The organism is Parvibaculum sp., from assembly GCF_045863935.1.
GTDB lineage: Bacteria > Pseudomonadota > Alphaproteobacteria > Parvibaculales > Parvibaculaceae > Parvibaculum.
Map to the genome: position 1 here is coordinate 36,893 of NZ_BTVP01000011.1, position 13,862 is coordinate 50,754.

At 62.1% G+C, this 13,862-nt stretch carries 12 protein-coding genes; 5 read left to right on the plus strand and 7 right to left on the minus strand.

From position 1 onward, the window contains the following. Positions 1-33: 33 nt before the first annotated feature. The gene (locus ACKUUH_RS06575) at positions 34-1,584 is read left to right on the plus strand and encodes an acyl-CoA synthetase (RefSeq protein ID WP_407949086.1); all 1,551 of its coding nucleotides are present in this window, start codon (positions 34-36) and stop codon (positions 1,582-1,584) included. A gap of 1 nt (position 1,585) precedes the next feature. Here the strand turns inward: ACKUUH_RS06575 and ACKUUH_RS06580 are convergent, their stop codons facing one another. From ACKUUH_RS06580 to ACKUUH_RS06595, 4 genes are all read right to left on the minus strand, one after another. Beyond that, positions 1,586-1,783 (minus strand): hypothetical protein, encoded by a 198-nt coding sequence (locus ACKUUH_RS06580; RefSeq protein ID WP_407949087.1) that lies wholly within the window; start codon positions 1,781-1,783, stop codon positions 1,586-1,588. Positions 1,784-1,882: 99 nt separating this feature from the next. Beyond that, positions 1,883-3,361, minus strand: a complete 1,479-nt coding sequence (gene putP / locus ACKUUH_RS06585; protein WP_407949088.1) for a sodium/proline symporter PutP — start codon at positions 3,359-3,361, stop codon at positions 1,883-1,885. Positions 3,362-3,477: 116 nt separating this feature from the next. Then, positions 3,478-3,750 (minus strand): hypothetical protein, encoded by a 273-nt coding sequence (locus ACKUUH_RS06590; RefSeq protein ID WP_407949089.1) that lies wholly within the window; start codon positions 3,748-3,750, stop codon positions 3,478-3,480. 93 nt (positions 3,751-3,843) lie between these two features. After that, positions 3,844-4,623: an SDR family NAD(P)-dependent oxidoreductase gene (locus ACKUUH_RS06595; RefSeq protein WP_407949090.1), complete on the minus strand. Its 780-nt coding sequence runs from the start codon at positions 4,621-4,623 to the stop codon at positions 3,844-3,846. 156 nt (positions 4,624-4,779) lie between these two features. On the opposite strand from ACKUUH_RS06595, the gene ACKUUH_RS06600 reads away from it, so the two are divergent. Next, entirely contained in the window at positions 4,780-5,433 is a 654-nt protein-coding gene (locus ACKUUH_RS06600; RefSeq protein WP_407949091.1) for a DsbA family protein, read from the plus strand. A gap of 24 nt (positions 5,434-5,457) precedes the next feature. After that, positions 5,458-5,901 (plus strand): hydrogenase, encoded by a 444-nt coding sequence (locus ACKUUH_RS06605; protein WP_407949092.1) that lies wholly within the window; start codon positions 5,458-5,460, stop codon positions 5,899-5,901. A gap of 1 nt (position 5,902) precedes the next feature. On the opposite strand, the gene mfd is transcribed toward ACKUUH_RS06605, so the two are convergent. After that, the gene (mfd, locus tag ACKUUH_RS06610; RefSeq protein ID WP_407949093.1) at positions 5,903-9,412 is read right to left on the minus strand and encodes a transcription-repair coupling factor; all 3,510 of its coding nucleotides are present in this window, start codon (positions 9,410-9,412) and stop codon (positions 5,903-5,905) included. Between the two features lie 16 nt (positions 9,413-9,428). Continuing rightward, positions 9,429-9,725: a succinate dehydrogenase assembly factor 2 gene (locus tag ACKUUH_RS06615; protein WP_407949094.1), complete on the minus strand. Its 297-nt coding sequence runs from the start codon at positions 9,723-9,725 to the stop codon at positions 9,429-9,431. Between the two features lie 94 nt (positions 9,726-9,819). On the opposite strand from ACKUUH_RS06615, the gene recG reads away from it, so the two are divergent. Next, the gene (gene recG / locus ACKUUH_RS06620; protein ID WP_407949095.1) at positions 9,820-11,904 is read left to right on the plus strand and encodes an ATP-dependent DNA helicase RecG; all 2,085 of its coding nucleotides are present in this window, start codon (positions 9,820-9,822) and stop codon (positions 11,902-11,904) included. On the opposite strand, the gene ACKUUH_RS06625 is transcribed toward recG, so the two are convergent. Next, complete coding sequence (locus tag ACKUUH_RS06625; protein ID WP_407949096.1) at positions 11,896-12,630, minus strand: DUF502 domain-containing protein; 735 nt, start codon at positions 12,628-12,630, stop codon at positions 11,896-11,898. The genes recG and ACKUUH_RS06625 overlap by 9 nt on opposite strands. 196 nt (positions 12,631-12,826) lie before the next feature. Here ACKUUH_RS06625 and ACKUUH_RS06630 point away from each other — a divergent pair, with 196 nt between their 5' ends. Then, positions 12,827-13,861, plus strand: a complete 1,035-nt coding sequence (locus ACKUUH_RS06630; protein WP_407949097.1) for a hypothetical protein — start codon at positions 12,827-12,829, stop codon at positions 13,859-13,861. Position 13,862 lies beyond the last annotated feature (1 nt).

Genomic DNA, 13,862 nt, shown 5'->3' on the forward strand with positions numbered 1-13,862 from the left:
GAGAAAGGCGACCTTACAAACCGGTGCATGGTCATGCCCGCTCCCTCCATCGCCCGTGGCTATTCGGGCGAAGCCAGCCCCGAACGTTTCAACATCGCGCGCTATTGCCTGGCGCGCGGCGCCGCCACCACGCCCGGCAAGACGGCGCTCGTCGTCGTCGCAAACGCCGATGCGTCCCTCGATGAGGCTGAGCGCTGGACCTATGGCGAACTCGACGATGCGGTACGCCGCGTGGCTGCTGGCCTGCTTGCCGAGGGATTCCGGCCCGGCGACCGGATAATGATCCGTATGCCGAATACGTCGGAATATGCATTGATGTTTTTCGGCGCATTGGCGGCGGGGATCGTTCCCCTGCCCTCATCCTCCCAACTCACGCCCGCCGAAGCCGATTTCCTGCTTTCCGATTCAGCGGCGAGCGCCGTTGCGCTGGCGCCGGGCATGAGCGTGACGGCCGAAGGTGTGCGCGTCTTCGATGGGGCGGCGATTGCAAAGCTGCGGCGGCATGAGCCCCTGCCGGGCTATGCGGACACAGCGGCGAACGACCCGGCCTTTCTCGTCTACACATCGGGCACCAGCGGACGGCCCAAAGGCGTTCTGCATGCGCATCGCAGCGCGTGGGGCCGCAGGCCCATGTATCGCGGGTGGTACGGCATGGAGGCGGACGACGTGATGCTCCATGCCGGCGCTTTCAACTGGACCTATACGCTCGGCGTCGGCCTCACGGACCCCTGGGCGAATGGTGCGACGACCGTTCTCTACAATGGCGAGAAGGACGTGCAGGTCTGGCCGAAGCTGATGGAGAAGACGCGTGCAACGCTCTTCGCCGCCGTGCCGACCCTTTACCGCCAGGTGCTGAAATATTGCGACCTTGCCGCTCATGACCTCTCCTCGCTCCGGCATGGCCTGACGGCGGGCGAGGTCTTGTCGCCCGCGCTTCTTGATCACTGGCGCGAGGCAACCGGCAAGGAACTCTACGAGGCACTCGGCATGAGCGAGTGCTCGACCTATGTCTCGACGGGACCGGGCATGGCAATCCGGCCGGGCAGTCCCGGCAAACCGCAGCCGGGACGATGCGTGGCGGCGCTGCCCGTCGAGGGCGGAACGGAGCCTCTACCCGCCAGCGAGACCGGGCTCCTTGCGGTTCACCGGTCCGACCCCGGCCTCATGCTCGGTTACTGGCGCCGCGCCGACGAGGAGGCGGAAGTCTATCGCGGGGAATGGTTCGTCGGTGGCGATCTCGCGAGCTTCGATGCCGACGGATACATGTGGTACCACGGCCGTGCCGATGATCTCATGAACGCGATGGGGTATCGGGTGTCGCCGCAGGAAGTCGAAGCAGCGCTCGCGAGCCATCCGGATGTTCAGGAAGTCGCCGTGACGGAGCTTCACGTTCGCGAGGATGTCAGCATCGTCGCCGCTTTCGTCGTACCGAAGGAAGCGAGCGAACCGGATGCGTCGTCGATCCTGAAATGGGCGGCAGACCGCCTCGCCGCTTACAAATGCCCGCGCGAGGTCATCTTCGTGGAAAGCCTGCCACGGACGGCGAACGGCAAGGTGATGCGCCGCGCGCTCGCCAAGGGCTAGATCAGCGATCTGAGGGAACCGTTTCCGTGCTCGCTGCCAGAGGAGCGGCGTTCGCGTCCGGGGTCGCCTCGGCGGCGAAGGTCACTTCCACCTGGCGGACGCGGTCGACAAGCGCCACCGTCGCGGCGACGGGGTTCGCATCGAGCGCCCATACGCAGACAAAAAAGCCGACGATGACACCGACCAGAAAGTTGGACATGACGGCCCGGGACCTCCTCGCCCCTCGAAGTCGCGTCGAATCAGTGGAACAAGGGTGCGGAGGAGAAAGGTAAAAAACAAGCAAAATCAATGGCTTGTGTCAAAACGGGACGTTTTGAGGTCTAGTCTTCGCGGCCTGTCGGTGCATCGCGACGAGCGCCTCTTCCGGCGCCTTCCCCAGCAGGCTGACAGCGAGAATGCCTGCGCTCGCGACGAAAAATCCGGGAAGAATTTCATAGATGTCGAAGAGTCCGCCCGATAGCTGCTTCCAGACGATCACCGTGACGGCACCGGCGATCATGCCTGCGAGCGCTCCATTGCGCGTCATGCGCGACCAGAAGAGAGAGAAGAGGACGACGGGACCGAACGCCGCACCGAATCCTGCCCATGCATACGCGACGAGAGAAAGGACGGTACTGTCCTTGTCGAGGGCGAGAAAAAAAGCGGCGACGGAAATCACCAGGACCGAAAGACGCCCTACTCTGAGGAGTTCCTTGGCCTCCGCGCGGGGACGCAGAAGCCGCTTCCAGAAGTCTTCGGCGATGACGCTCGACGAGACGAGAAGCTGAGACGATACCGTGCTCATGATCGCAGCAAGCACCGCGGCGAGAAGCACGCCTGCAAGCCAGGGGCTGAAGAGTGCTTGCGACAAGGCAAGAAAAACCGTTTCCGGATTGTCGAGCGGTGCGGTGGCGAAATAACCGATGCCCGCGAGTCCCGTCGCAATGGCACCGTAGAGCGCGAGCACCATCCATGTCATGCCGATCATCTGCGCCTGGGGCATATCGCGCTCGTCGCGAAGCGCCATGAAGCGCGCGAGAATGTGCGGCTGGCCGAAATAGCCAAGCCCCCAGGCCATGAGCGAGACGGCGCCGATGAATGTCGTGTCTTGGAAGGCATCGAACACGCCGGAAGGCGCAACCTCCACCGTAGCCGTGAGCATCGCATCCCATCCCCCCATGGACGAGATGGCGACGGCCGGCACGATCATAAGCGCAAAGAACATCATGATGCCCTGAACCGTGTCGGTCCAGCAGACGCCGAGAAAGCCACCGATCGCCGTGTAGGAAAGGATGCTCGCCGTGCCGATGACGAGGGCGATGCGGTAGTCGAGGGCGAAGACCTGTTCGAAGAGAATGGCGCCCGAGACGAGACCGGCCGAAGTGTAGATCGTGAAGAAGATCAGGATGACGAATGCGCTCGCAACGCGAAGCACGCGGCTCTTGTCGGCAAAGCGGTTCTCGAAATAGTCCGGCATGGTGAGCGCGTCGCCCGCGATCTCGGTATACCGGCGCAAGCGCCGCGCAACGAAACGCCAGTTGAGAAGCGCGCCGGCGACGAGGCCGACGGCGATCCATATTTGATTGAGGCCAGAGGCATAGATAGCGCCGGGCAGACCGAGCATCAGCCAGCCACTCATGTCGGAGGCGCCTGCGGACAGCGCCGCGACGGTGCCGCCAAGCTGGCGTCCACCGAGAATGTAATCCTTGAGATTGGCGGTATAGCGATAGGCCGCGGCGCCGAGACCGAGCATGGCGAGGAGGTAGACCGCGATGACGGTTCCGGATATTCCGGTCATCGCGCCGCTCTCGCCCAGGAAATGACGGAAAGGACGATCGCAAGCGCCGGAAGCGCCAGTACGATCCAGGTCCAGATTGTCAGTCCACCGATCATGTTCCCCCATGCGCGAGGGTGCTACATGACAGGCGGCCCTCCCTGCTGACTTAGCCAATAACCAATCGGATTTGCAAGCGTGTCTGCCGGGGGTTCCAGCGGTTTGACGCTGTGATATTGGCCGTACTGCCCCTTATGGCCGTAGCTCGAGTCGATGCGATATTCGTGCTGGACGTGCTCGCGCGCGACGGAAACCTTGCGGCCGAAGCTGAAGGCAGCCTGCATCGGATCCAGACCATAGGTCCAGACGCAAGCAAGGAAGCCCAGAACGAATCCGGCGACCAGTTTTCCCACGTCGTTTTTCCTTCTGTCGCAAGTGCCGCAACATATGGAAAATCATGTGTGATTATAATTAACAAACGGTTACCGTCTGTTGCGGCAGTTACGTCAGAGTGATTGCCCGTCGTCCGTCGTGAAGAGCGACCCCGTGATAAAGCGGCTGTGATCCGAGGCGAGGAGAAGCAACGTGCCGTCGAGATCCTCCTCGAGACCGAGCCGGCGGCGTGGCCAGGTCCTGATCTGCTTCTGTCCACCCTCGGATTTGAACCAGTCGGAATTGAGCTCGGTCTCGATAAAGCCCGGGCACATGGCATTGACGTTGATCTGGTGACGCGCCCATTCCTTGGCCAGCGACTTCGTCATCATTCCGATCGCTGCCTTCGTCATGCAATAGATCGTGAGGCCCGGCAGGACCGTATGCGCGCCGATGGAGGCAATGTTGATGATACGTCCTCCTTGTCCGCGCGCGATCATGGAACGGCCGGCCGCCTGCGCCATGAAGAAGGCACCGCGCACATTCGTGTCGAACATCGTGTCGAAGCCTTCGGGCGTCACGTCGGCTGGAAGTGCCTGCACGTTCATGCCGGCATTGTTGACGAGGATATCGAGCGGCCCGAGATCTCCTTCGACCGTCGCAACACAATCCGAGATGCTTTGCGTGTCCGTGACGTCGAGCGCGACGGCGGCGACGGCGCCGCCCATGGCCTCGATTTCCTGCTTGAGGGTCTGGAGGCGATCGCCGCGCCGCCCGGTGATTGCGACCTTCGCGCCCGCCTTTGCGAGAATCAGGGAAAACCGGCGGCCAAGCCCGCTGGTAGCACCCGTGATGAGCGCGACCTTGCCCGTCAAATCGTAGCTCGGCAGCGTGATTTCCGTCGCGTCGGCCATGTGAAATCCGTCCCCTCTTATCCAGTTGATTTTGCGCGGGTTTTCGCGGCAGCGGCATCCTAGAAGCAGGTTGCTCTCCGTCAAGCCGCCGCGCGGCTTGCCCCGCACCGCCCTGCGTCCCCATAATCGGCACCGCAACACGGAAGGGAGGCCGCAATGCAGCTCGACGTCGTCTCCGATACAGTCTGCCCCTGGTGCTACATCGGCAAGAAGCGCCTCGATCAGGCGCTTGCCATGCATGGCGGCGACGGCATCACACTTGCCTGGCGGCCTTTCCAGCTCGACGCCTCGATCCCGGAAGGCGGCGTCGACCGCAAGGCCTACATGGAAAAGAAATTCGGCGCGGAACGCGCAAAGACGGTCGGCAACACGATCCGCGAGCTTGGCGAAGCGGCCGGCATCACATTCCGCTTCGACAGGATCGAACGTTCACCCAACACGCTCGACAGCCACCGGCTGGTCCGTTGGGCCGGCACGGCCGGATGCCAGAACGAGATGGTCGATATTCTGTTCCGCCGTTACTTCGAAGACGGGGAGGATGTCGGTTCGCACGCTATCCTGCTCGATGCAGCGAACGAAGCCGGGATGGATGTCGATATCGTCCGCGATCTTCTGCAGAAAGACGCCGACAAGGAACTGATCCGCCGTGAAGATGCGATGGCGCGTCAGATGGGTATTCAGGGCGTGCCGAGTTTCGTCATCAACTCTCAATGGGTGATGGTCGGCGCGCAGGAACCCGAAACACTGGTCAGGATGTTCGACAAGTTGCTCGCGCGTGAAGCTGAGGAAGCCGAGGCGGCAACCAGCTAGCCGCATCTTTTTTGGGGGATCAACATGACATCGCAACTCTCGCCGCTCGGGCGGCAACTCATCCTGCTTGGCATGATCCTCTTCATGCTGGGCCTGCTCACCGGTTTCGTCTCAGGTGCCTTCGCCAATCCGCGCATGGGACTTTCGGCCCATCTCGAAGGGCTGATGAACGGCACTTTCCTCGCGGTGCTTGGCCTCTTCTGGCATCACCTGGCGCTCGCGCGCGGCGTTCTGCTTTTCGCGTTCTGGATGGTCGTCTACGCGGCCTATGCAAACTGGCTTGGCGTCCTGCTCGGCGGTATCTGGGGCGCCGGCGGCTCGATGATGCCGATCTCGGCGAATGGTCTCATGGGCAGCAGCTTTCAGGAGGGTGTGATTGCCTTCCTGCTGATCACGATCTCCGGCGCCATGGTGATCGGCGTCGCCCTCGTGATCTGGGGACTGTGGCGAGCGAAGCCGCAAGGCTGACTTACGCTGCCTTCGTCTGACCGGCGAGCTTCGCGAGTGTGCTCATGAGCCGGTATGCGCCCGTGAGACGTTCCGCGGGCGTTTCCCAATCGCGCTTGAAGACGAGCTTGTGGTCCGGGCGGAGTTTCGCTTTGCCACGCTCGTCGTTGATGAGTTCGACAAGAGCCGCTGGATTAGGGAAGGTGTTGTCGCGCAGTGTCAGCACGATGCCCTTGGGGCCTGCCTCGATCTTCTCGACGTTGGCCGAGCGGCACAGCCCCTTGATTTCGACAATCTTCAGCAGGAACTCGACCTCCTCAGGGAGCTTGCCGAAGCGATCGATGAGCTCCGCGGCAAAGCCGTCGATTTCGGCTCTCGTCTCGACGTCGGACAGACGCCGGTAGAGCGCCATGCGGGCATCGAGGTCGGGGACATAATTGTCGGGAATGAGAACGGGCGTGCCCACATTGATCTGTGGCGACCAGTGGCCGTCCTCTTCCTCGCCGGTGCCGCGCATGGAGGCAACGGCTTCTTCGAGCATCTCCTGATAGAGCTCGTAACCGACTTCACGGATATGACCCGATTGCTCGTCGCCGAGCAGATTGCCCGCGCCGCGAATGTCGAGATCGTGGCTGGCAAGCGAGAAACCCGCGCCGAGCGAGTCGAGAGATTGCAGCACACGTAGCCGTCTTTCGGCGCCGGGCGTCAAGGTCCGGTGCGGCGGGACGGTCAGATAGGCATAGGCACGCGCCTTGGAACGCCCCACTCGCCCGCGCAACTGATAAAGCTGCGACAGGCCGAACATGTCGGCGCGATGAACGACAAGCGTATTTGCTGTCGGAATATCGAGCCCGGACTCCACGATCGTCGTCGAGACGAGGACGTCGTATTTGCCGTCATAGAAGGCGGTCATCTTGTCTTCGATCTCGCCTGCCGCCATCTGTCCGTGCGCGGAGATGAACTTGATTTCCGGCACGTATTGGCGAAGGAACTCCTCCGCGTCACCGAGATCGGCGATGCGCGGTACGACATAGAAGCTTTGTCCGCCGCGATAATGCTCGCGCAGCAAGGCCTCGCGCACGACTACGGAATCGAAAGGCGAGACATAGGTGCGCACGGCCAACCGGTCTACCGGCGGTGTGGCGATGATCGAGAGTTCACGCACGCCCGAAAGCGCGAGTTGCAATGTGCGCGGGATCGGCGTTGCGGTCAGGGTCAGCACATGAACTTCGGCCCGCAGCTTCTTCAATTGTTCTTTGTGAACGACGCCGAAGTGCTGCTCCTCGTCGACGATGACGAGACCGAGATTGCGGAACTTCACCTGCTTTCCGAGAAGCGCGTGTGTTCCGATCACGATATCGATATCGCCACTTGCAAGCCCTTCTTTCGCTTCCGCCATATCCTTCGCGGAGACGAGGCGTGACATCTGGCGGACCTTGACGGGAAGACCCTGAAAACGCGTGGCGAAGGTTCGGTAGTGCTGGCGGGCAAGAAGCGTGGTCGGCACGATAACCGCCACCTGATAGCCAGCCATGGCGGCGACGAATGCCGAACGAAGCGCAACTTCCGTCTTGCCAAAGCCGACATCGCCGCAAACAAGCCGGTCCATCGGACGTCCGCGCGCAAGGTCTTCGAGCACCGCTTCGATGGCCTGAAGCTGATCGTCCGTTTCCGTGAACGGAAAACGCGCGCAGAACTCGTCGTAGGAGCCCGGCTGCGGCTCGATCTTCGGTGCGCTCTTGAGCTCGCGCGCGGCCGCGATGCGGATGAGTTCACCCGCCATCTCGCGGATGCGCTCCTTCAGGCGTGCCTTGCGCGCCTGCCACCCTGTGCCGCCGAGCCTGTCGAGCTGTGCATCGCTCTCGTCGGCGCCATAGCGCGACAGGAGTTCGATGTTCTCGACCGGCAGGTAGAGCTTGTCTCCACCGTGATAGACCAGCAGCAAGCAGTCATGCGGCGCGCCCATGACGTCGATTGTCTGCAGGCGCTCGAAGCGGCCAATGCCGTGATCGACATGAACGACGAGATCGCCGGGGCTCAGGCTTGTCGCTTCGGTGAGGAAGTTTTCCGCGCGCTTCTTCCGCCGTTGACGGATGAGTCTGTCGCCGAGGACATCCTGTTCGCCGATGACGGCAATCTCGTCTGTCTCAAACCCCGTCTCGATACCGAGAACAATCAGTGAAACAACGTGTTTGTTAACGGCGTTAACATCTTTCCAGTTATCGGCAATGAGAACATTTCCGATACCGTGATCGCCGAGAACTTGCTGAAGCCGGTCGCGCGACCCCTCGCTCCAACTCGCAATGACGACACGCTTCCCCGACTTCCGAAGGCCCGCTATATGGCCGCCGAGAACCTCGAAGATGTTCACGCCTTCCTGGGAGCGTTCTGGCGCAAAGCTCCGGCCCTGCCGGCCGCCGAGATTGATGCCTGCACCTTCAGGCACGCTGAACGGGGAAAGAGCGCGCACGCGCCGTTCGTCCGTCAGCGTCTTCCATTCATCGCTCGTCAGGTAGAGCGCTTCGGGTGGCAGCGGCTTGTAACTCGGCGCATCCGTCGCGAGCTTTGCGTCACGCGCCGTCTTTCGTGCTTCCGCTCGCGCCTCGTAGTAATCGTCGATCAGTTCAAGACGGGCATCCCTTGCCTCCTCTACCTGAGCATCGAGCGTGAGAAGCGCGCCGGGTACATAGTCAAAAACAGTTTCGAGCTTTTCGTGAAAGAGCGGCAGCCAATGCTCCATGCCCGCATGCTTGCGGCCCTGGCTTACTGCCTCGTATAGCGGATCGCCGTCGGTCACCGCACCGAGCCGCGAAACATATGCCGCGCGGAAGCGGCGGATCGTCTCGCTCTCGAGGTGAATTTCGCTTGCAGGAACAAGTTCGATGCCTTTGAGCTGGCCGACGGTCCGCTGCGTCGCCGCGTCGAAAGTCCGGATCGCATCCAGCGTGTCGCCGAACATGTCGAGGCGAACGGGGAGATCGAAGCCCGACGGATAGATATCGACGATGCCGCCGCGTACGGCGAACTCGCCAGGCTCGCGTACGGTTCCCGTACGGTTGTAACCGTTTGCGGCGAGATAAGCGGTGAGCCCGTCGAGGTCTATGCGGTTTCCGGTACGGGCCGACCAGGCGGAGACCTTCACCATCTCGCGGGGCGGGACCCTTTGCAGCATCGCGTTGACGGTCGCCACCACCACGAGCGGCCTGGCGTTGTCCGTTTCGGCGCGCGCCGCAAGCCGCGACAACGCGGCCATACGCCGGGCACTGATGTCGCCCTGCGGCGACACGCGGTCATAAGGCAGGCAGTCCCAGGCCGGAATCGCTTCGATGTCCAGGTCCGGGGCAAAAAAGGCAAATGCCTCGAGAAGCGCGCTCATGCGCGCATCGTCGCGCGCGACATGGACGACCGCGCCGCCGGAATCGGCATGGACCTGCCGCGCCATGTCGGCGAGCGCCAGCGCGTCAAAACCCTCAGGCACCTCGCCCAGAGTGAGACGGCCCGGCGCCGATACGATCTCCGCAAGCTTCTTCAACGAGTTGGCGGCCTGGCTATCTCTGCCAGAGCGGTCCCTTCATGTGCTTGAATGTCCGGATACGGGCGAAAAGCGCCGTATCGTGTTCGGGGGCCACGTTTTCGCGCCCGGTGACCCAGTTGTAAAGCGTCGTGTCCTCGATGCCGATCAGGCTCTCGAACTCATCGACCTCGGAATCGGACAGGGAATCCAGGGTTTCGTCCGCGAAGTGGCCCAGGATCAGGTCCATTTCCTTGATGCCCCGATGCCAGGCGCGGAACCGGAGCCGCCTCAGGCGCGCGTCCCGGTCGAGCGGGCTGTTATCTTCGGCCATATATCTCTCCAATGCGCATGGGCGGGATATAGACCGTGAGCGCCCACATGTCATTAGAATGGCCTCATGATTCCCCTTGATGGTCGGGGCTGCGATGCGGCCTGAAATCCTTTTTCCGCTTTTTGCCCCGGCGCGCTCGCTGCCGGGCATAGGCCCGCGCCTCGAAAAGCTGGTCGAAAAGCTCGCCGGGACGAAGGTGATCGATCTCCTGTGGCACCTGCCTTCGGGCCTTATCGACCGGCGGTCCCGGCCAAAAATCGCCGAAGTCCGGGATGGAGAAGTCGCCACCATCGAGGTCACGGTGGGGCTGCATATACCGCCCCGTACCAAACGGCTTCCCTACCGGGTCCACGTCTTTGACGAGACGGGCGAGATGCAGATCGTCTTCTTCAATCCCCGGCCCGACTACATAGCCAAAACAATGCCCGAGGGTGAACGGCGTATCCTCTCCGGACGGGTCGAGTTCTATCAGGGCTCGCCTCAGATGACGCATCCGGACCACATCGTGCCCCTGGATGAGCTCAAGGATCTGCCGCTTCTTGAGTCCGTCTACCCGCTGACAGCCGGCCTGCCCCTCAAGTCGATCCAGAAGGCGGTGCGTGGCGCCCTGCCCCTCGTCCCGGACCTGCCCGAATGGCAGAACGGCCCCTGGCTCAAGGCGCAGCGTTGGGGCCCTTGGCGGCCCTCGCTTCTCGATGCCCATGCGCCGCAATCCGCGCGCGACGTGGAGCCTTCCGCTCCCGCACGCGCTCGCCTCGCCTACGACGAATTGCTGGCCAACCAACTCGCTCTCGGATTGGTCCGCTTGCGCATGCGCCGGCTGCCGGGCCGTTCAATCGAAGGGGATGGCCATCTTCGCTGGAAGGTCGAAGCCGCCCTGCCCTTTGCGCTCACGGGCGCGCAGGCAAGGTCTCTTGCCGAAATCGACGCCGATATGAAAAGTCAGCATCGCATGCTGCGTCTTCTTCAAGGCGATGTCGGCAGCGGGAAGACAGTCGTTGCGTTGCTTGCAATGCTGACGGCGGTCGAGGCGGGCTTCCAGGCGGCCATGATGGCGCCGACCGAGATCCTCGCGCGCCAGCATTATGCGACGCTCGCGCCGCTTTGCGAGGTGGCGGGCGTCCGCATCGAACTGCTGACGGGCCGCGAGAAAGGCAAGCGCCGGGAGGACCTTCTCGGCGCCGCCGCAAGCGGCGAGGTAGATATTCTCGTCGGTACGCACGCCCTGTTCCAGGAAGACGTCGCATTCCGCGCGCTCGCCTTCGCCGTCGTCGACGAGCAGCATCGCTTCGGCGTACATCAGCGGCTCATGCTCACATCGAAGGGCGGACCGGGAACGGATGTGCTCGTCATGACCGCCACCCCCATTCCGCGCACGCTCACCCTCACCGCCTATGGCGACATGGATGTGTCGAGACTTGACGAAAAGCCACCGGGAAGGAAGCCGGTCGATACACGCGCCTTGCCGCTTGAAAGGCTGGAGGATGTGGTATCGAGCCTCAACAGAGCGATCGCAGGGAACGCGCAGGTCTATTGGGTTTGTCCGCTTGTCGAGGAGTCCGACGAAGTGGATGCCGCCGCCGCCGAGCAGCGCTATGAACATCTGCACGCCGTTTTCGGCAATATCGTCGGTCTCGTCCACGGGCGTATGAAGCCCGTGGACAAGGACGCCGTTATGGCACGTTTCGAGAGCGGCGAAATCAGGATTCTTGTCGCGACAACCGTTATCGAAGTTGGTGTCAACGTGCCCGGCGCGACCGTCATGGTAATTGAGCACGCGGAGCGTTTCGGCCTGGCCCAGCTTCATCAGCTTCGGGGTCGCGTCGGCCGTGGCGGAGACAAATCGAGCTGTCTTCTTCTCTATCAGGCGCCACTCGGGGAGACGGCTGCCGCTCGCATCAAGATCATGCGCGAGACGGAGGATGGCTTCAGGATCGCGGAAGAAGACCTGCGCTTGCGCGGTGCGGGCGAGCTACTCGGCACGCGCCAGAGCGGCCTGCCCAACTTCCGCATTGCCGATATCGAGGAACAGAAAGACCTGCTCGCCGCCGCGCATGACGACGCGCGCATGATCATCGAGCGCGATCCGGACCTCGAAAGCGAACGCGGCAAGGCACTGCGCATCCTGCTTTATCTCTTCGAACGCGATGAGGCGATCCGCTATCTCCGGTCAGGTTGAAGCGGGATTGGAAACCGGTACCACCGTCTCGACGGCGTCCTTCATTCTGTGCGGCGGCTCCACGAGCCCTGCGGAGATAATGAGTTTCGCCCCCTCCTCTATCGTCATGTCGAGAACCTGCACGTCTTGCTTGGGCACAAAAAGGAGAAAGCCCGATGTCGGGTTCGGCGTCGTCGGAAGGAAAACGCTGATAAGCTCTGTCCCCGTTTTGTGGACAAGCTCTCCCTTCGTTTGTGTCGTGATGAAGACGATGCAGTAGATACCCTTCCGCGGATACTCAATCAGCCCCACTTCGCGGAACGACGCGGCGGATTGCGAAATCACCGTCTCGAAAATCTGCTTCAGCGCACCGTAAATGCTTCGCACGACCGGCATCCGCGAAACGACACGCTCGCCGAATGTGAGTACCGCCCGCCCGAAAAAATTCGCCGTCAGCGCGCCGAGCAGCGTGAGCAGAACGAAGGCGATCAGAAGGCCGAGGCCCGGAAGGTCGAACGGCAAATAATTGTCGGGCTGATACTGGCTCGGGATCAACGGCGTGAACCAGGTATCGACGAGGTCGATGAACCAGCGCACGATCCAGATCGTGAGGCCGATGGGCGCGGCAACGACAAGCCCGGTGAAGAAGTAGTTTCTGAGCCTCGTCATGAAGCCGACATGCCGTGGCGGCAGAATCAAAGTCGGCTCATCCGGCCGGCCGGCGTTTTCGCTGTCCTGATCGCTCATTCGGTCTGCAGCATCCTCCCGCCAGGTCCCGTTCGGCGCCGTGTTGACGCCGGGGCGCGCTGGCCTCCAGCTCGCCCTTATCCTTCATATCATTGCAGGGCTTCCCTGTCAGGCGCATGCGTTTCATCATGGACGGACAGAAATCGCCGCGGGACGATCGGAAGCCCGCCGGAACAGACCCCAGGGAGAGAATGGCATGGCCACCGCCCAGCCCGGAACGATGATCCGGCTTCTGCCGGAGGATGAATACACCCATACGCCGGACGCCGCCTCGAACTATAACGAGAGCATGTATTTCAACGCGTTCGACCCGCAGACGAAGATCGGCGGCTGGTTCCGCCTCGGCAACCGGCCGAACGAAGGCTACGCGGAAATGTCCGTCTGCCTGTACCTGCCGGGTGGACGCATCGCATTCGCTTATGCGAAGCCGAAAATCTCCGGCAACGAGGAGATGAACGCCGGCGGTATGGAGATCGAGGTGGTCGAGCCGTTCAAACGTCTGCGCCTGACCTTTTCCGGCAAGGTCGTCGTTCTCTCCAATCCCCTCGACATGGCGGACCCCGCCAAGGCCTTCAAGGAGAACCCGGTCGTTCCATGCGAGGTGGAACTCGACTACGAAGGCGTCTCGCCAATGTTCGGCGGCGAGACCGTGAAGGAAGACGGTTCACCCCTGGACCTCGATCCGGAGAAGTCCTTCGCCAAGGCGCATTACGAGCAGCACATGGCCGCAAAGGGACGCTTCAAGGTAGGTGAAGAATGTTTTGACATTCGCGGCTTCGGCCTTCGTGACAAGAGCTGGGGCCCCCGCTATTGGCAGGCGATCCACTGGTACCGCTGGCTGCCGATGAACTTCGGGCGCGATTTCGGCATGATGATTTCCATCGTCACGAACGACGAGGGCAAACAGCGCCAGGGCGGCATGGTTCTGAAGGACGGTAAGTACGACCTCATAAAGTCATGCACCATCGACAGCGACTGGGATGAGAACTGGTACCAGACTGCCCTTCGCGCTCACGTCGAAACGGAAAGCGGCGCAACCTACGACGTCGAAGGCCGGGTTCTCTCGCTCATTCCGCTTCGCAACCGGCGCAAATCTCCCGATGGCGCAGAACTCAATACCCGCATCACCGAAGGAATGACCGAATACCGGTGCAACGGCATGACGGGCTACGGGCTCTCCGAATATCTCGACCAGATCGTGGATGGCCGCCCTGTTGGAGCGGGACACTGAC